The sequence below is a fragment of the Cytobacillus oceanisediminis genome (assembly GCF_004366035.1).
Classification (GTDB): Bacteria; Bacillota; Bacilli; order Bacillales; family Cytobacillaceae; genus Cytobacillus; species Cytobacillus oceanisediminis_C.
In genome coordinates, this window is sequence record NZ_SOEE01000008.1 from 270761 (window position 1) to 289876 (window position 19116).

General features: G+C 41.1%; 19 protein-coding genes, 1 pseudogene and 1 riboswitch. Of the genes and pseudogenes, 3 read left to right on the forward strand and 17 right to left on the reverse strand.

All coding sequences use genetic code 11. From position 1 onward, the window contains the following. Positions 1-34: 34 nt before the first annotated feature. The 14 genes and pseudogenes from DFO72_RS20845 to DFO72_RS20905 form a co-directional block, all read right to left on the reverse strand. Positions 35-1636: a flagellin gene (locus DFO72_RS20845; protein ID WP_113883814.1), complete on the reverse strand. Its 1602-nt coding sequence runs from the start codon at positions 1634-1636 to the stop codon at positions 35-37. A gap of 147 nt (positions 1637-1783) precedes the next feature. Continuing rightward, positions 1784-2014: a carbon storage regulator CsrA gene (csrA, locus tag DFO72_RS20850; protein ID WP_113883815.1), complete on the reverse strand. Its 231-nt coding sequence runs from the start codon at positions 2012-2014 to the stop codon at positions 1784-1786. Beyond that, the gene (fliW, locus tag DFO72_RS20855) at positions 2014-2454 is read right to left on the reverse strand and encodes a flagellar assembly protein FliW (protein ID WP_113883816.1); all 441 of its coding nucleotides are present in this window, start codon (positions 2452-2454) and stop codon (positions 2014-2016) included. Before fliW ends, csrA begins: the two co-directional genes overlap by 1 nt. A 15-nt stretch (positions 2455-2469) precedes the next feature. Then, positions 2470-3033 carry a DUF6470 family protein gene (locus tag DFO72_RS20860; RefSeq protein WP_113883817.1) on the reverse strand — a complete coding sequence of 188 codons (564 nt, stop codon included), beginning with the start codon at positions 3031-3033 and terminating at the stop codon, positions 2470-2472. A 55-nt stretch (positions 3034-3088) separates the two neighbouring features. After that, positions 3089-3949 (reverse strand): flagellar hook-associated protein FlgL, encoded by an 861-nt coding sequence (flgL, locus tag DFO72_RS20865; RefSeq protein WP_113883818.1) that lies wholly within the window; start codon positions 3947-3949, stop codon positions 3089-3091. A 13-nt stretch (positions 3950-3962) separates the two neighbouring features. Next, a complete protein-coding gene (gene flgK / locus DFO72_RS20870; protein WP_113883819.1) occupies positions 3963-5519 on the reverse strand; it encodes a flagellar hook-associated protein FlgK in 1557 nt (518 codons plus the stop codon). 18 nt (positions 5520-5537) lie between these two features. Further along, the gene (locus DFO72_RS20875) at positions 5538-6017 is read right to left on the reverse strand and encodes a flagellar protein FlgN (protein ID WP_113883820.1); all 480 of its coding nucleotides are present in this window, start codon (positions 6015-6017) and stop codon (positions 5538-5540) included. 15 nt (positions 6018-6032) lie between these two features. Further along, positions 6033-6299, reverse strand: a complete 267-nt coding sequence (gene flgM, locus DFO72_RS20880) for a flagellar biosynthesis anti-sigma factor FlgM (protein WP_009331973.1) — start codon at positions 6297-6299, stop codon at positions 6033-6035. A gap of 143 nt (positions 6300-6442) precedes the next feature. Beyond that, positions 6443-6874 carry a TIGR03826 family flagellar region protein gene (locus tag DFO72_RS20885; protein WP_113883821.1) on the reverse strand — a complete coding sequence of 144 codons (432 nt, stop codon included), beginning with the start codon at positions 6872-6874 and terminating at the stop codon, positions 6443-6445. Between the two features lie 70 nt (positions 6875-6944). Then, the gene (locus DFO72_RS20890; RefSeq protein WP_113883822.1) at positions 6945-9530 is read right to left on the reverse strand and encodes an EAL domain-containing protein; all 2586 of its coding nucleotides are present in this window, start codon (positions 9528-9530) and stop codon (positions 6945-6947) included. A gap of 49 nt (positions 9531-9579) precedes the next feature. After that, a riboswitch (cyclic di-GMP riboswitch) is annotated at positions 9580-9666 on the reverse strand. Between the two features lie 74 nt (positions 9667-9740). Then, the gene (locus DFO72_RS20895; protein ID WP_243856227.1) at positions 9741-10205 is read right to left on the reverse strand and encodes a ComF family protein; all 465 of its coding nucleotides are present in this window, start codon (positions 10203-10205) and stop codon (positions 9741-9743) included. 90 nt (positions 10206-10295) lie between these two features. Beyond that, positions 10296-10409 (reverse strand): annotated as a pseudogene (locus DFO72_RS30045) (ComF family protein); the annotation flags it as partial. Between the two features lie 25 nt (positions 10410-10434). Next, positions 10435-11904, reverse strand: coding sequence for a DEAD/DEAH box helicase (locus tag DFO72_RS20900; RefSeq protein ID WP_113883862.1), 1470 nt, complete (start codon positions 11902-11904; stop codon positions 10435-10437). A gap of 226 nt (positions 11905-12130) precedes the next feature. Then, complete coding sequence (locus tag DFO72_RS20905) at positions 12131-12970, reverse strand: DegV family protein (protein ID WP_113883824.1); 840 nt, start codon at positions 12968-12970, stop codon at positions 12131-12133. A 222-nt stretch (positions 12971-13192) separates the two neighbouring features. On the opposite strand from DFO72_RS20905, the gene DFO72_RS20910 reads away from it, so the two are divergent. Then, complete coding sequence (locus DFO72_RS20910) at positions 13193-13471, forward strand: hypothetical protein (RefSeq protein WP_113883825.1); 279 nt, start codon at positions 13193-13195, stop codon at positions 13469-13471. Positions 13472-13789: 318 nt separating this feature from the next. On the opposite strand, the gene DFO72_RS20915 is transcribed toward DFO72_RS20910, so the two are convergent. Then, on the reverse strand, positions 13790-14470 hold the full coding sequence (locus DFO72_RS20915; RefSeq protein ID WP_113883826.1) for a response regulator: 681 nt from the start codon (positions 14468-14470) through the stop codon (positions 13790-13792). A 56-nt stretch (positions 14471-14526) separates the two neighbouring features. After that, a complete protein-coding gene (locus DFO72_RS20920) occupies positions 14527-15666 on the reverse strand; it encodes a sensor histidine kinase (RefSeq protein ID WP_113883827.1) in 1140 nt (379 codons plus the stop codon). Between the two features lie 409 nt (positions 15667-16075). Here DFO72_RS20920 and DFO72_RS20925 point away from each other — a divergent pair, with 409 nt between their 5' ends. Together DFO72_RS20925 and DFO72_RS20930 are read left to right on the forward strand one after the other, a co-directional pair. Further along, positions 16076-16717 carry a YigZ family protein gene (locus tag DFO72_RS20925; RefSeq protein WP_113883828.1) on the forward strand — a complete coding sequence of 214 codons (642 nt, stop codon included), beginning with the start codon at positions 16076-16078 and terminating at the stop codon, positions 16715-16717. Positions 16718-16759: 42 nt separating this feature from the next. Next, on the forward strand, positions 16760-17812 hold the full coding sequence (locus DFO72_RS20930) for an LCP family protein (RefSeq protein ID WP_113883829.1): 1053 nt from the start codon (positions 16760-16762) through the stop codon (positions 17810-17812). Positions 17813-17851: 39 nt separating this feature from the next. On the opposite strand, the gene DFO72_RS20935 is transcribed toward DFO72_RS20930, so the two are convergent. Further along, positions 17852-18898, reverse strand: coding sequence for a glycosyltransferase family 4 protein (locus DFO72_RS20935; RefSeq protein WP_113883830.1), 1047 nt, complete (start codon positions 18896-18898; stop codon positions 17852-17854). Positions 18899-19116 lie beyond the last annotated feature (218 nt).

Here is a 19116-nt window from a genome sequence, read left to right on the forward strand (position 1 = left end):
GCAAAGCTAGAGTACCTTTCATAATTTTCTAAAATTAACGAAGAAGTTGTAAAACTCCTTGTGGTTGTTGATTTGCTTGAGCCAACATTGCTTGTGCTGCTTGAGAAAGAATAGAGTTCTTAGTTTGAGCCATCATTTCTTTAGCCATGTCTACGTCACGGATACGAGATTCCGCAGCAGTTAGGTTTTCAGAAGATGTGTTCAAGTTGTTGATTGTGTGCTCTAAGCGGTTTTGCACAGCGCCAAGTTTTGAACGCTCAGATGATACTGATTTAATTGCTTTATCTAAACTTTCAAGGGCACTTGAAGCACCTGACTGTGTAGATACATCGACACCTGAAATACCCAGTGCAGCGGAGCGCATATCATTAATTCCAAATGTAATGGTTTGTCCTTTATTTGCTCCGATTTGGAATGTCATTCCTCCGCTACCACCAGCTTCGGTCTGTGCTTGGCTTAATCCCAAGTCTGATACAGCCGATGCACCCGGTTTATCACTAAATGATACTGGACCACTTTCACTGATAATCTCGAATCTACCATCTGCAGTTATATTTACCTTAACATCCGCAATAAAACCTGGGTCTGCGGAAGATGAAGCACCTGATACACCATTGGCGGCAGCTATAGCAGTATTAATATCAGTCTGCATTTGAGTAGCTATGTCGGACATATCATCACCATTGCCATAAGCAGCACCAGGTGTTACTTCCATATTAACTCCATTAATATTTACATTATACAAATCAGTAGTCGCCACAGCTGTTCCATTATAAACACTTGTTCCATCTGTTGGAGTAGCTGAACCACCTGTCATAGCTTTTAAAATACCGGCACTTCCGGCAGCTATTTTTGAATCAGTACCTTTAGTACCACTTTCAACAACTAAGTTTGTTCCATCACTGTAAGCATTGACATGTGCAATATTTTTACCAGAAGCATCAATAGCTTCATTAATTTTTCTACCAATTAGTTCTGCAGCCTTCTGCATAGAATTTGCATCAGTATCAGCTGCAGTCAGTACAGCTTGTTCTTCTGAACTTAAATTCTGCCAATTAACAGTTATGTCTGTCCCATCAACTTTTATTGTTTCAGCTACAAAATCTGTACCAGCAGTTGCGTTAGTTACCGCTCCAGAAATATTTCCTGATGTTTGTTTCGCAACAATTGCACTTGTTGTTGTATTTTGTCCAACAGAAGCACCACCGGCTGATTTCAAGTTACCATTCAATAATTTTTGAGTATTAAACTCGGTAGTATTACCAATACGGTCGATTTCTGACTTTAACTGTGTTACTTCATCCTGAATCGCTTTACGGTCGTCAGCAGTGTTGGTACCGTTCGCAGATTGGTCAGCCAATTCACGTACACGTTGAAGAATTGAATGTGTTTCGTTTAAAGCACCTTCAGCTGTTTGAATCATGGAGATACCGTCTTGAGCATTCGCTGATGCTTGATCTAATCCACGTACTTGAGCACGCATTTTTTCAGAAATTGCTAGACCTGCAGCATCATCTCCAGCACGATTAATACGAAGACCTGAAGATAATTTCTCCATTGATTTACCTTGCGCTGTTGAAGCACTATTCAACTGACGATAAGTATTAAGCGCTGCAATATTATGATTAATTCTCATTGTTTTACTTCCTCCTTGAGTACATGTCCCACATCCATGTGGTTGTTTTACTAACCAGCAGAAAAGTCGGCCGCCTTTTTGCTGTTCAGCTTTACAATAGTTATATCGACTTATTTTGACAGGTGTTTAATGGTTTGGAAAAGTTTTTTATTTCTTTTTAAAAAAGTTACTTAGACTTTCGATAGCACTAGCTTCTGTTTGAGTTGCACTGCTGTTTTCTTGCTGAATAGATAAGTATATTTCCTTCCTATGTATATCAACATTTTTCGGCGCGCTGATGCCCAGCTTTACCTGGTCACCTTCGATGGAGAGAATTGAGATCTCAATATCATCACCAATCATGATCGATTCTTTCAGTCTCCTTGTGAGGACAAGCATTATCTCTCCCCCTGTTCTTCAGGTTTTATGATTTTATGCTTGGTCTGGTAAGATGTGTGATTAAGTATGACTTGTTTTCCCAGCTTTTTTGTTTGGTTAATGACTAGTGGAGCCTGTAGATTAGCTGTTGTTTCCTCGAATGGCTCTCTTACTGTCAAAATCGCAAAGGTCGCCACATCTTTTTCTTTTTGGATACCCAGTTTTTCCAATGCCTCTACTTGCAAATCAAACTCATACTCCGGAAAAAGTACAAACGGATCAGTTACGATAAAAGCTATCTCAGAAGTTTTTACTGACTGCAGCACAAATAGGTCTGTCCCTTCAAGAGGAAAAATAAAAAACTCCTTCTCATCTAAAAATCCCGGTATCCCAGACGGAAAATGAATAATGTCATCCTTATTTATCTCCTGCTTACCATGAAACTTTGTTTGGATCTTCATCTTTTCACCTCATTGCTATATTGTCAGATTGATAAAATCAATATTTAGGCTGTTTTTTTCAAGAATTTCTGTGCTGACTTTACCAGGTGTATAGGTATGAACCGGTTTTCTGATTTCGACATCTATCTTTGGCTTTTGCGGCAGGGCTTCGATGTTGACTTTGGCTGGTTCGTATTGAATCTTTACACTATTGTGAGAAGGTACCCAGCCAATATTGAACTGTTTAGGAGGACCTTCACTGTTTTCCTTGGCCTGATAGGCGATTGGATTGCCGCCGTTTTCAATTTTCATCAGCTCTGTTCCCTGCGCAGTTCTTCTCTCCATTCCTTTTAGCCAATCCTGGTAGCCATTTTGGGCAAATTCTTCTATTCTTCTGCCGACATTTTTTAGGTCGACGTCTTCGCGTGCTTTGGTCTGGTCGATCGTCAGCTTTCCTGGGATTGTTTCAATTTCCAGGATGGCCTTTGGCTGCTGGATAGATTGGATGGCAGTGGGCTGTTCGATCTCCTGTACCGGTTTTTCTATCCTTAAACCCATTTTGATAAAATTGGATTCCAGTCTAATCTGCGGAAGGTTCATGATAAGCACCTCTCTTATGAAAAAAAGCTATCACTGATGGATAGCTTTTCACTGATTATCTTAAAAAGTCAGTCAGGGATGGCTGTATGATCCTTGCCCCCACACTTAGTGCAGCACGATGGATGCTTTCCTGGGTTGTGAGCTCGATGATGGCTTTCTCCATATCGATGTCTTCATTATCGGAAAGGATTCTCGTTGAGAAGACTTCCTGCTGGGAAAGGCGGTCCTCCATCAAATCGACCCGATTCTGTTTGGCGCCAATTTGTGCACGGGCAGACAAGAAAGTATCTATGTTCTTATCAATATTCTTTAGCATATCCCCAACAGCTGGATCATTCGATTCAAGAGCTGTGATTAGTTTTTGGATATCTCCATCATCACTGAGCATGTCCCCAAACAATGCTTTTCCTTCCGTGTTGACAGGAATCTTGATGCCTGAAAAAACCTCAAGCTCGATGGTTCCACTCTGAAAACCTGACTCAGATGGACGTACATTTGTCTCATTGCCATTGAAAATATATTTTCCGCCAACTTGTGTATCGCCTAGATTCTGCAGATGCTCTTTAAGCTGTTTTACTTCTTCAGCAACTGCTTTCCTCTGATCTCCTTCCAGCGTGCCGTTGCTTGCTTGAACAGTCAGGTCCCTGATTCGCTGGAGGGCCAGAACCCCTTTATCCAGGGCATCATCTGTACTGTCGACCCAGTTTCTAACTTCTCCAATATTGCGGGTATATTGCTGAATCCGGTTCAAATCCGTACGATAGTTCATCCCCATCATTGCAGCAACCGGATCGTCAGATGGCTTGGTGAATTTCTTCTGGGTGGAAATTTGATCCTGCAGCTTGTCCAGTCTGCTGTAACTGTTGCTTAAGTTTCGAAGCATGTTATTTGATAGCATTGATTGCGTTACTCGCACTTTATTTCACCCTTTATCTGCCTACAACGCCCATGCCGTTGATGATCTTATCGAGCATTTCATCAACCACAGTAATATTTCTTGCTGAAGCGTTGTATGCATGTTGGAATTTAATCATATTGGTCATTTCTTCGTCTAATGACACGGCACTGACAGATTGCCTGTTCTGCTCAACAGAGGCAGCCAAAATGGCAGAGTTCCTTAGATCTTTTTGGGCACTTTGTGAATCGACGCCCAGCCGGCCGATAAGTCCGGAATAATACGAATCAAGGCTGCCATTTAAATTAGCCCTTTCTTCAGGACTTAGTGATTCATAGCTGCTGAAGCTTTTCTTTCTTAAATCAGCGAGCAGCTGAGCATTTCCGTTATCGCCTGAAGCACCGCTAGCTGAACCTGCCGCAATTTTTGAGGAATCATCCAATATTTCCTGCTTAACTTTAATCGATTGAGCCGCATTTCCTGCAGTATATTCAAAAAAGTCCAAACCAGATGGATCATCAGCCCCGAGCGAAAAACCTTCACGATGAATCTTATTAAACTCTTTCGCAAAAGCCTCTGTCATTTTATTCAGTTTATCCAGCATTTCAGGGTAAACCCCTTTAGCTTCGCCACCAGATTCATAACCAAAGCTCTTAACTAATCCTGCAAGCTCTCCGGATAATTTACTGAAGTCATTAATAGTTTCTGATCCTATCTTTAAGCTGGAAATAAAGCCATCACTGCTTTTTTCAACCTCAAGCTTGTTTACATCCTTAATTCCTGCCTCCTTAGTTACAGGAACCAATTGAATCGGAGGCTCGAATGACTTTCCATCCTGCTGGACAATTTCAATATTATAAAGCCCATCCGCTATTTTCTGGGCATTACCGTAATCATTCGGAATAACCTTAGATACCTTTATATTAACCAGCTTTGATAGATTATCCACCAGCACATCCCGCTGGTCATATAGATCATTCGGCAGATAGCCATGCGGTTCTACCGATGCAATCTGCTTATTCAGCGTATTGATTTGAGCAACAATGGCATTAATTTCATCCGCCTTAACGTTAATCTGGCTTCCGATATCTTCCTGGACTCTTGTCAGGGAATTATAATAATAGTTCAGTGTATCAGCGACCATTTGACCGGTTGCGGCAACTACATCCCTTGCACCCGTATTCTCTGTATGGCTTGATAAATCCTGAATAGCATTCCAGAACTTTTCAAGGGTGCTGTGCAGACCATTCTCAGATGGCTCATTCATGATTTCTTCCATTTTAGTCAGGGATTCACTCATCGCACCATAATAGCCCATTTTTGTGCTTTCAGTACGATATTGCATATCCAGGAATCCTTCACGAATACGCTGGACCGATCCTGCTTCTACCCCTGTCCCCATCTGCCCTGGAATTTGCGGACGGTTAAGCCCAGCACCAGGATATGGCTCAGTCTGTGAAAAGTTAATCCGCTGCCTGGTATATCCTGGCGTATTCGCATTTGAAATATTATGTCCGGTTGTATATAAAGCACTTTGTTGGGTGAACATGCCGCGGCGGGCTGTTTCGAGTCCCATGAAAGTTGAACGCATGTTTGTTCCTCCGTTCTGCTAAACTTTCGAGTTGAAAATTCCTGAATTTATTTTTTCTGAAGTCTTTTTGGCAGGCGGGCCGTAGTTCATTGTTTCAGGCTGCGGCCTTAAAAGATTCATAGATACATTTACAAACTGAAGCGAATGATGAACAAGCTGCTGGTTTAGGAAGTTCTGCTCTTTCAGTTCATATACCAGCTCAGCAAGCTCCTTCGTGATGACCTCAAGCTTGAAGCGATCATGCTGCGTGAGGATATTTAAGCAATCGGAAACTGTAGGACTCTCAAGCATAGGTGCTATCGCCTTCGCTGCCTTTTCCCGCTCTTTATCCAATCGGCCGATAGCGGCAATATGAGTCTGCTCATCCTTCAGCATCTGATTTAGGGCGTCCATGTCGCCGGTCTTAATAATGTCTGTCTTTTTAACTGCGAGTTCATAAAGGCTTTTATGAAGCTTTAGCAGTTTTTCCATCGCTGCAGTAAGTGCTTCGGCTGACATGCCATTCCCTCCTCATTACTTTTTCGTATAAAAATTGGCGATGCTTTTCGCGACTTCTTTTGGATTGATTTTATAGGTACCGTTCTCTACCTGGATTTTAAGCTCTTCTACCTTGGCTTTGCGGTTTTCGCTCAGCTGTGATACCTGCTGCATTTCCTTAGCGGTAGAGCTGATTTCGATTTTATCTGATGCCGTCCTGGCTGTTTTTCCTGCATTTTCAAGCTTGTTCATTTGGCGTTTGTATGGGTTCACGCCTGAAGGACCAAAGTTATTGATTTTCATGTGTACCCCTCACTTTCTTTCCGGTCGAATTACCCTAAGTCTATTATCGGCTATAAGTTCAGTTTCTTTAAATGTTAATTTAACTTTGGCAAAAAATACATCTATAAGCCCATAGAAAAAGCTATGTGAATGAGTCACATAGCTTAGAATCGCCTATTGATTTTTTCATTGACGGCAAAATAGGTGCCGTGTTTTTCTCTTTGAGCTGCTTCTTTTCTTCGTTCTTCTTCAGAGGTAAACTGCTGGAGATCTTTCTTCAAATCCCCTGCACAGCTGCCGCACAGCTTACCTTCCCGGATGCTTGTCCCGCATTTGTCACAAGGATAACCCAGGTTTGGAAATTGAGCCAGCTTCAAGCGGCCGGTTTTTATGAACTTTATGATGAGCTCTTCTTCAACACCGGTCGCTCCCACAACCTCCATCATCTTGGCAGTCCGATTTTCCCTCTTCCGGATAAACTGGTAAACCGTCTCGTAAGCCTTTTCTTCTTCCTTCCAGCAGTCCTGACAGACATTGCGGAATTGATTTTGGACAAAAATGGCATCACATTTCGGGCAGTTTGATAACTCAGCCATATGATTCTTCCTCTCTCAGTTTGTGATGAAATTATTATAGCTCGAAGAATAGGATAATTATAGAAAAATATTATTCGAAGTACAGATGGCTGCTGGCTGTTTCTATGAATCGGGATTCAGGAACGGAGGGGCTTTGCTCTAGCTGTACCTGCAGAGTATCAAGCATCCCTGCTAGTTCAGCTCTCGGTCCCTCTTCGATAATAAATTGAAATCCATAATTAGTCAGAGCATCTGATATTTCATCTTTCCGGACAATCGTTCCGGTAAAGGAGAGAACCTCTCCTAAAAGCTTGGTTTCAATTAATAGAATGATATCCTTCCTCACAGGGAGCTTCATCTTTGAAACAAATTTTACTCCGCCTGCACTCATATCTTCAATCAGGATTTTCGCGCTGCCCATTTTGACAGGTTTGCTGTTAAGCTCTAAGATGGTCATTTCTGCCTCCAGCGGATAGGGAAATTCGACTCGAACATACTTGCGCAAACCTTTAAATACATTGTCTTCCTTGATATTTTGCGGCTTCAGGGTGCCAATTAACAGTTTCTGCTCAAAGGCCGGAGGCGGAATTGGCTTACTGAAAAGATACCCCTGTATTTGGTCGCAATCATTCTTCCTTAAAGAATAGAACTGTTCAAAGGTCTCTACACCTTCTGCTACCACCTTCATATTCAGCCCATGGGCAAGCTGAATCAGATTGGCTGTAATGATTGCATCTTCCGCGTTTTTATCCATTGCCTGGATAAACGTTTTATCAATCTTTAAAACATCAAATTTATAATTCTTCAGCTGTGTGATGGAGGAATACCCGGTTCCAAAGTCATCCAGCGCAATTTTCACGCCCATTTCTCCCAACTCTTTAAGCACTGCAATCACATTTTCGGAATAGCTGATTAGGGAAGATTCCGTCAATTCGATTTCAATGAATGATGCATCAAGGTGATTCTCATCTAACGCCTTTTTTATCGTGGAAACAAGACAACTTTTCAAGAAGCTCAGCGGAGAGATGTTTACAGATATCGGAACAATCGATAAACCTCGTTCCTTCCAGGAGTAAATCTGGCTGCATACTTTCCTTATCACGTATTCACCTATATTTATGATTAAACCCGTTTCCTCTGCCACTGGTATAAATTCCAGCGGCGAAACTCTGCCCCATTCCGGATGATTCCACCTTAATAAAGCTTCGGCACTTACTATTTTGCCGGTCTTCGTATCCACTCTTGGCTGGTATTCAAGAAAAAACTCATCATTTTGAATGGCTTTTCTCATATCCTGTTCAAGTGTAAAAAGCTTATAAGATTCAATATCCATGGAAGGATGGTAAACCTGGAATCTATTATTCCCTTTCTGCTTGGCATGGTACAGGGAAGATTCCGCATTTCTGATCAATTCATCAGCTGTGCTCCCATTATCCGGATATAAACTAATGCCTATAGATGGGGTAATATTAAGCTCAAAGCTGTCGATGTGGAATGGTTCAGAGAAAATTTCATTAATGGAATCTGCTAATTGCGCAGGATCCTCCTTTTCCTGGATATATTCCATAATAACTGCGAATTGATCACCGGAAATTCTTGCTGAAAAATAGACTGAATTTAGCTTCTCCTTAATTCTATGTGAAACAAGCCTAAGAAGTTCATCTCCTGAAGAGTGTCCAAAGGTATCATTAATCTGCTTTAACCGTTCCAGATCAAAAAACAAGACAACGAAATTCTGTTGTTCATCGTCTTCAATAAGGCTCTGGAGCTTCTGATCAAAGTACCGGCGGTTCGGCAGATCGGTCAAATGATCATAAAATGCCATACGCCTCATTCTCTTTTCAAGCCATTTTTGTTCTGTAATGTCTGTTACAAAGCCATCAACCCGGATTAGCTCGCCTCTTTCATCTAAATAGGGGATACTATGATCATTCACCCATCTAAGCTCACCAGATTTATGGTAAATGCGATATTGGCAGCGAATGCTCTTCCCATGTATCAGATTTACCCGGTTGGCTTCCAGACTTTGCAGGTCATCGGGATGGATCACTTCGTCCCATAAATCGAAATTGTCAATTAGCTCGCTTGCTGTGTACCCGAAAATGCCTTCTACCCCCCTGGAGAAATGAATTACCTTTCTTTCTATTAAATCGGCGGAATAAATGCCCACATCAAGATTTTCATAGATTTGTCCTATTTTTCGCTCATTTTCATAGAGCTTTTCTTCCATGCGCCTTTTTTCAGTTATATCCTGAATCGTTGCAATGATTTTCGGTGATCCGCTTTCTTCAGAAAAATAGTCCGCACGATGATGAATATACCGTTCCTCTCCATCCTGCCTGATTATCCGGCATATCAAATCCACACTATTCTTTTCGTTTAGCAGCTTTTGAAACTGATCTTCAAAAGCCGGACGGTCGTCTGGATGAAGATAACTTAAATACATTCTGAAGTCTGGAAAAAAGCCATTTTGAGGTTTTAGGCCAAAAATCCGAAACAGCTGATCAGACCAAAACCCTTTATCATTTTCAATATCGTACTCCAGGCTTCCAATGTTTGCGATCTTCTGAGCCTGGTTCAGATTGTTTCTTATTTTAGTAAATTCCATTTGCTGACTGCTATATTCAGCCATATCTTTAGTGGTGTTTTCACCATCCTGTGAGATTATTTCGTCCACTTCAAAACATCCTTTCCAATAAAAAAGGCAAACGAAAATAGTTCTTCTTCTGTGCAGCCCGGCTGCCATGGCAGAAACCTGCTTTAGGCCCGCAGCTTTGCGTCTTTTACTTTCGTAAAATTTGCCCTGGATTAGAATATTTTAACATAGGATTATTTTCCTAATAACTATCTATTTCAAAAATATAGCTTTGTAAAATTTGACAAAACGCTAACCTCTTGCCAATGTAACCGATGATACTGATGCAGCACCCCCTTCTTTCAGAACTTTCGCTGCATGATATAGAGTCGAGCCGGTTGTATAAATATCGTCAATCAGGATAATCTTCCTATTTTCGATATTGAGATTTAGCGGCTCGAAGACCTGATTAAGATGAATTCGGTCAAACCGCGATTTCTTGGATTGCTTTTCTGAGTGTATTCGCTGCAGCAGTTCCATCACGGTAAAGCCTGCCTCATAGATAAGTGCAGCAGACTGATTAAAGCCTCGTTCATAAAGCCTTTGAGGACTGAGAGGTATTGGAACGAGATAGTCGAATTCTACGGTTTTCAGCTTTTCCCTTATAAAAGGAGAGAAAGCCTTCGCAAAAATATAATCACCCCGGAATTTATATCGGGCTATTGTTTCTTTCATGAAGTCATCGTACATAAAGATAGAAATATTTTTCTCAAACATCCCTGACCACCCTGGATTCTGATTCCACCTTAGACAATCTGTACATAGATCGGCTTTTCTAAATTGAGGATCTTGGATGCTGAAAGGCCGGCTGCATTTACTGCAAGTATCGCCTTTGATAAATGGAAGTTTATCGATGCAGGTCTGGCATAAATGATTCTCTTTTGGCCGCGACCAGAGAGTTGTCCAGCTAACTGCTGACATGATTTCTCCATGACAAATTAAGCAATTAATAGTCGATCAGTCCTTTCTTTTTGGCCTCAGTGTTCATTTTGATGATTTGTTTTTGAGCCTTGACCATGCTTCCGGTTTTGCCGTAGTGGAAAAAGGTAATATCACCGCTTGGAAATTGAGCGCTTCTGCCGACCCGGCCGGCAATTTGGACAAGGGCGCTTTCCGTGAAGATGCGGTCTTCTGCTCCGAGTACTGCAACATCAATATTAGGGAAGGTAACCCCTCTTTCCAGGATGGTCGTTGTTAAAAGCATTGGGATCTCTTTATTGCGCATCATTTGGACTTTGTCTTTTCGATCGGGGTCTTCCGCGTGGACAGCTTGGATTTTAGGATAGGTTTTACGAAGGATGGTGAGGACTTTTTCCATTTTATCGATTTTCGGAAAGAAGAGCAGGCACTGCTTCTGGTTATCGAGCCTCTTTTTGATCCATTGGCTAACTGCTGACGGGAGTTTGTCTTTTTTTAGTGAATTCTCCCAATTTCCGCACCACTTGAAAGACGGTACAGGCAATGGATGACGATGATATCTAGCCGGGATAGTGACAAAGTTCCTTTTTCCGCTGTGGCATTCATTTTGCCAATTTTGACTGGGGGTTGCAGTTAAATAGATCATAGAGGAGGTTTCTTTACGGGACTGGCGGACAGCATACTGAAGGCTTTCGTCTGCCGTATAAGGAAAGGCATCCACTTCATCAAGGATTACGGTGTCAAATGCTTTGTAAAAGCGGAGGAGCTGATGCGTGGTTGCGATAGTTAAAGGAGCTTGGGTATGGCGGTCCTCACTGCCGCCGTAGAGGACAGCTACCTGAATACCAGGGAAGACTGCTTTAAGCCGCGGACCAAGCTCCAGTACAACGTCTGTTCTCGGGGTGGCAATGCACACTCTTTTACCAAAGGCGAGTGCTGCATTGATTCCTTCAAATAGAACTTCTGTTTTTCCTGCTCCGCAGACAGCCCATACGAGGAGTTCCTTATTTTCAATCACAGCCTGCTTTACCTGGTCGGAGGCAACCTGCTGTCCGGGTGATAGGGTGCCTGCCCATACTAAGGGATGCTCCTTCCGTTCATGAACAGGCTCAGGACCGCACCAACTGAAGAGAGGGGTGCACTCACTAACACGCCCCATCATGATGCATTTCCGGCAGTAAGTACATTCTTTTTCACCGCATCTGGCACAGGGAAAACTTGCGAACAGTGAACGCTCTTTATTGCCGCACCTGGCACAAACTGTCTTGACTTTGGTCTTAGTTATTCCTTTTCGGTAAGAAATATAGCCATTTTCAAAGTGCTGATGGATTTCATTGAGTGGATTCAGGAGATTTTCGAGTAAAATTTGTTTTCCGTAGAGGACTTGCTGGAGTTCTTTGTTAAATGGGTAGTTTTCGTTGAGTGGAGGCTCTGGAATGGTGTCAATGGAGGATATCTGAAGGCTTTCTGGAGGAAAACCGTTTAGATATGGGGTCATATTAGGGGTAAATCTCAATTAGTTCACCTCTGGATTAAATAGTTTGGATCTCTATTTGTAAGTTTTTCGGTTCTATTTGCAAGTTTTCGGATCTATTTGCAGATTTAGGTTCGCCATTTGCATATTCAAGCTTTCTACTTGCAGGAATCCTAAATCTATTTGCAAATCCACATCACTCCTCTCAAAAATCTGCGCCATCCCAAGAATGGCGCACCCAAACACAACCTTACTTCTTCACCCAGCCAAACCCCATCGCACCCTCACCCAAATGGGTTCCAATGACCGGGCCAAAGTAGCTGATCATAAACTCAACATTCGGATATTCCGCTTCAAGCTCAGCCTTCCACTCGCGCGCTTCTTCTTCACGATTGGCATGAATAATAACCGCCTGGTACGGCTCCCCGCTTTTCACATCTTCCCAGAAAAGATCAACCATCCGCTTCATCGCTTTTTTGCGTGTGCGAATCTTTTCAAACGGAACAATTTTCTTATCCTCAAAATGGAGCAGCGGCTTCACCTGCAGGAGGCTGCCGATCAATGCCTGCGCACTGGATAAACGTCCCCCGCGCTGAAGATGCGATAAATCATCCACCATGAAATAAGCCCGAATGCTCTTCTTCATCTCCTCAAGGCGCTCAACGATCTCCTGTGGACCCTTACCTGCAGCGGCAAGCTCTGCAGCTTCAATCACATAAAACCCCTGCACCATACAGCTGATTTCGGAGTCAAACGGGAAAACCTGAATATCCTCCACCATGCTCCCAGCAGTAACTGCCCCCTGGAACGTCCCGCTAATGCCGCTCGACAAATGAATCGAAATCACCGCATCATACTCTTTTGATAATTTCTCAAACAGCTCGGCAAACTCGCCCACCGGCGGCTGTGAAGTGGTCGGAAGATCTTTATGCCTCACTTCTTCATAAAAGTCTGCAGCCGTAATTTCTACTTCTTCCTGGTAGGTCTCACTGCCAAAAATAACACTCAGCGGTATCATATGTATATTTAACTTTTCTCTTATATCCTTAGGAATGTATGCTGTACTATCCGTTACAACAGCCGTTTTCATAAATAGAGTTACCATCCTTATCTTTTTTCTCTACTGTATGTTCAAGTTCCATTTTATATGATAGCGGGGGAAATTGCATTAAGTTATAGAGTGGGGAGATAAATAAACCAGTGCGCCATTATACCTACTTTTAAGACCTGGTATTTTTTTACCTTCAAATCTTTCCCAAGCATATGATAAAATGCTTTTTGTGTCTTTATTTTGTAAAGGAGCTGTAACACATTGATTAAGAGCACTTCTTCCACAAATAACCCCACATTAAATAAATACAGCTTAGATACTCTTCATCAAATGCTTAATAATGAATTGGGTAAATATAAACACATTAAAGTTCCAAATATTGACCATTCTATCAGCGGACCCGAACTTGCTTCCTGGCTGATAGACAGTTTGCCGCCGAAAGAAATAGAAAAGCTTATTTATATAGTGAATCAAGCCAAAAAACGATCTTCCGATACAAAACCTATTTTTCAAACAGCGGCAGCCGCTCTGATAAAATGAACACGCAAAGTGATTGCTTTTGTGTGTTTTTTGGTTATTATTTCAAAAATAGTGTATAAATACCTTTTATTCGAATTGTCTTTCCGTTATCATAAATATAGTAGGTGAATTTTCTTTGATAACAATTAAAACCATATGGGGCAGGTAATCACAATTATTCTTTCTTCATTTGTAGCCCTGTTATTCACTGAGGAAATTTTCCATCTTGCTTCCAAAAGATACATAAATGGTCTATTAGTTTTTGAAGGAAGTTTAAAAAGCTGATTGAGAACAGGCAAAAAAAAAGACCTTATAGAAAAGGTCTTTTTCTCTCAATAATTACCGCACCTCTACCCAGCCATTTTTGATCGCTACAACGACTGCCTGAGTACGGTCATTTACATTCATTTTTTGCAGGATATTGCTCACATGGTTCTTTACGGTTTTTTCACTTATGTATAAAGCTTCCCCAATTCCGCGGTTGCTTTTGCCATCAGCAAGGAGCTGAAGCACTTCGCATTCACGGCGTGTCAGCAAGTGCAGAGGACGGCGGATTTCCACCTGTGAATAAGATGTGGTCCCTGTACCTTCTGCTGCAAGTCTTCGGTACTCATTTACCAGGTTGTGTGTCACCTTCGGATGTAAGTAAGATCCTCCATCAGCAACAACCTTTACAGCCTCGACTAATGCATCTGCATCCATTTCTTTTAAAAGGTATCCGCTTGCACCTGTCTTAAGTGCGTGCGTTACATAATTCTCATCATCATGGATGGAAAGAATGATTACCTTGGATTCTGGATATTTATTAATCAGCTGGCGGGTTGCTTCCACACCGTTTGTGTTCGGCATATTGATGTCCATGATGATCACATCTGGATCATACTCTTCCACAAGAGCCATGGCTTCACTGCCATCATCACCTTCTGCCACTACATTAAAGCTCTTTTCGAAATCTAAAATGCGTTTTACCCCTTCTCTGAATAATTGATGGTCATCAATTATGACGATCTTTGTATTCAAATGCTTCGCCTCCCAAATCTCCAGTTAGTTTTCTATCTCTATTCTTAAGGTGTTTCTTATTTCAATGGCACCTGGATAATGACAATGGTTCCTTTGCCGGGTTTAGAATCTATGGACATCTGGCCATCCAAAAGTTCAAGCCTTTCGCCCATTCCCATAATCCCAAAAGATCCCGGACGCTTCTCGCGAATATTGAAGCCTTTCCCATCGTCTTTGACGACTACTGCTACCCTGGTGCAGTTTATTTCTATTTTCACATGGATTTCTTTCGCTTGCGCATGCTTTAGAGCATTTGTCACAGACTCCTGAATCAAACGGAACAATGCGACTTCATATTGTGGCGGCAATCGCTTTTCTTCGCCAACATTCGCGAAATATATCCTGGTACTCCTGTGATACTCTTCGATGGTTGTTAAGTATTTTTTGAGGGTAGGTATTAACCCCAAATCATCAAGAGCCATTGGACGCAAGTCATAAATAATCCTGCGGACTTCATATAAAGCATTGCGGACCATTTTTTTCAGGTCTTTAATTTCAGTAATGGCTTCATCCGCACCGCGCTCTTTGTATACCCGTTCAATTAAATCGGATCTCATCATGACATTCGCCATCATCTGAGCCGGTCCGTCATGAATCTCTCGGGACACCCTTTTCCGCTCTTCTTCCTGTGCTTCGATGATCTTCAGACCAAAATCCTGTTTGAGCTTCGCGTCTTCAATGATTTCTCCCATTTGTTTCAAGTCACTTGTCAGATAATTCATCACGACCGTAATTTGTGAAATGAGGACTTCAGCTCTATCAATCGTGTCGTTAACACCTATAAGCCTTCTTTCAATATCATCACGGCGATCCCTCAGCTGCTTTTCTAGCTGGCGGTTCATGGATAAATCCATTTGAAGCTGATGGGCCTTCTCATATGCTTCACGCACTTCAGACTCTGAATAATCCTTAAAATGCATGCTTACTTCAGAAAGGCGCTTTCTTGCAAACCGGGTTTGCACCTCCAGCTTATCCCCTTCTTCAATTACCTTAAGGACCATTTGTTTAACTTCCATAAGTTCTTCGGTTAAAGTCTTATGGTCTTTACGGCATTGTTCACCTATACGGAAAATTTCATCTTTACTGGTGCCTACTGTTTGAACCATTTTTTCAAGAATAAGATCCAGAGTCTTGGAATCGAATTTCTTAATACTCATTTACACTCCTCCAAGGGCGCAGCCCTTCCGCTATGTACCTTTATTTTAGCGCTAAATGAGCTAAGATACTATCGTTCCATCCTGAAAATTATACCAGGTTACCTAAAATTCGGTAAAAAGGCTTAGACTTGTGATTTCACCCTGTGTCTTATATCCTATATAAAAGCAGGGTAAACATGACTACCAGGCAAACTAATATGTATATTTATACCACTTAAAGATTAAAATCGGCACATTTTTTATTATAGCAGCATAAACATCAGAATTGTTTTCATTATAACATGGGAAAAAATGTTCTATATTAAAATTTTATTACATTCTGTTAAAAAATTGATGTTGGGAAACTTGTCGAATTATAATGAATTTAGCTGATTTTTTTTGTACAAAGAGTTAAGAAAGGAGCGGTTCTGTGCTGCCCTCTTATTATACAGTTAAGGGATACGGAGAAAATGAAATCGAAATAGAAAGATCCAGGTTTATTGCTCATGTCGCCAGAGCAGAAACCACAGATGAGGCCCTGGAATTTATTCAGAAGATTAAGAAGAAACATTCCAATGCCACCCATAATTGTTCTGCCTACTTAATTGGTGAAAACGACCAGATCCAAAAAGCAAATGATGATGGTGAACCAAGCGGTACGGCTGGCGTGCCTATCCTGGAAGTGTTAAAGAAAAAAAAGCTGAAAGATACTGTGGTTGTCATAACCAGGTATTTCGGCGGAATAAAATTAGGAGCAGGCGGATTAATCAGGGCATATGGTAATGCGACATCCGAAGGCATTTTGGCAGCCGGAATTGTGGAAAGAACCCTGATGAGGGTCATTCATACGAAAGTTGATTATACGTGGCTGGGCAAGCTCGAAAATGAACTTCGTTCTTCAACAGCTTATACGCTAAAAGAAATCCATTACCTTGATATGGTTGAGATCGAAACATATGTTGAAGACAGTAACACTGAAACCTTTGCTGAATGGATGACCGAACTGACAAACGGTCAATCTGAAATATACGAAGGGGCAAGAGTGTACCTCGAACATGATGAGGCTGTCTAAGAAACTTAACAGAGAAACTAATAATAAGGGGAGAAATTGAAAATGTCTTCTTTCGATCGCAGTTCTTATAAAATAGAAAAGAAAAAGAAAAAAAGGAGAATCGTATTTACTTGGATTATACTGCCCATAATGGTCCTATCTTTAAGTGCTGCAGCTTATGGATCATTTTTGTTTAATAAGGCGGAGTCCGTTATGGATAAGTCCTATATCCCCGTTGAACGTGAACTAAAAAGGGAACCTGTAAATCCTATAGATGAAAATACTTCAGTACTATTTATTGGAGTAGATGATAGTGAACTCAGGAATTTCAACAGCAGCTCACGTTCAGATGCACTAATGCTGGCGACGTTTAATGAGAAAGAAAAATCAGTGAAGCTTTTAAGCATCCCAAGGGATTCTTATGTTTATATTCCTGAAGCAGGCTATAATGATAAAATCACTCATGCCCATGCTATAGGCGGGGTAGCTTCTACCATTGAAACAGTAGAGGGAATGCTTGATATCCCTATTGATTATTATGTCAAAATGAACTTTAATGCATTCACAGCAGTAATCGATGCTTTAGATGGTGTTAAAGTAAATGTCCCTTATGCTCTTCAGGAAATGGATTCCTCCGATCACCAAGGTGCTATCACCCTCCAGCCGGGACTGCAAACCCTTAATGGTGAGGAAGCCCTTGCACTCGCTAGAACACGAAAGCAGGACAATGACATCGAAAGAGGAAAAAGGCAGCAGGAAATTATTAAGGCGATAATATCAAAAGCAACCTCCGCTAAAGGAGTAACTAAATACTCGGATGTTCTTGAAGCAATCGGCGAAAACATGACAACCGATTTATCATTCAGCAATATGAAGGCTTTTATCGATTACGCTACATCTGGCTTAAACCTTGAAGTAGAAACATTAACAATCGCAGGAGCAGACGCTTATATCGATGGGATTTATTATTACCAATTAGATGAAACCAGTCTTGAAGAAATAAAAACTAAAATCTCCTCACACTTGGAATTAGAGGATTCTATAATTACTGAATCTAATGAAGAAAATGATGATGAATCGGTTGGGAATTTGAGTAATGCCGTTTCAGAAAATTAAACAACAAAAGACCTTTCCGATTATCGGAAAGGTCTTTACTTATTTTACAGCTTTTTTCGGATTAACCATCTTTAATAATGGTTTATAATCTTTATTCACAAGCCCAATCTTTTCTACAAACAATTCAATCACAATCAGAAGTAGCGTAATGAAAATAAGGGCTCCCCAAACTGTTGCCTGCGACATGATCACAGCTGACAAACCAAACATAGCTGCCATCGCATAAATAAGCAGTACTGTTTGTCTGTGTGAAAAGCCTAATCTTAACAGACAGTGGTGCAAATGCGATTTGTCAGGTGCTGATAAAGGCTGCTTATTAACAAGCCTTCTAATAATCGCAAAGAACGTATCAGAAATTGGCACTCCGAGTATAATAACAGGGAGGATAAGGGAAATCATTGTTACATTTTTAAATCCTAGTAATGCCAAAACAGAGATCATATAACCCAGGAACAGCGCACCTGTGTCACCCATAAATATCTTTGCTGGATGAAAGTTGTATACTAAGAATCCTAATGTACTGCCTAACACAATCAACCCGATACTTAGAACGTACGTATCACCCATTAAAATCGCCATACCAGAAATGGTTATGAGCGCAATGGAAGAAACGCCGGCTGCCAACCCATCGAGTCCATCAATCAGGTTAATCGCATTTGTAATCCCCACTATCCAAATAATGGTAAGAGGTATGCTGAACATCCCAAATTCAAGCTTTCCAAAAAACGGAAGATTAATAAAATCCACTTGAGCTCCGCCTAGAACAACAACTAAAGCGGCTGCTAATTGACCTGCAAGCTTGAATTTTGCTGATAACTCGATCATGTCATCCAGCACACCAGTAATTATGATAATCAAACTTCCCAATATGATTGGAATAGCAAGCTCATCTTCTGGCCTTAATACAAGCAAGCCAATAATAAAGCTTAAATATATGGCAAGCCCACCCAATCGGGGCATAATCCTTTGGTGAACCTTTCGATGGTTCGGTTTATCAACTGCTCCAATTTTTATTGCAAGTTTTTTTACTGCGGGTGTAATAATGATTGATGCAATAAAACATATTAACAAGGTAAGGTAAACCATAAGGACCTCCTTAATGATTAGCATATCCAATAAAAAAAAATTTACAATTCCAAAAAAATACACAGCGGATGAGATATCTATCAAACTTTCTAACTGGTAAACAAATTTTTATATTAATAACTTCATTCATTATAGCTACTTATTTATTAATAATCCATAACATTTTTTTTACGATTATATAAAGATTACATATAATAAATCCCCATATTTGATTTACC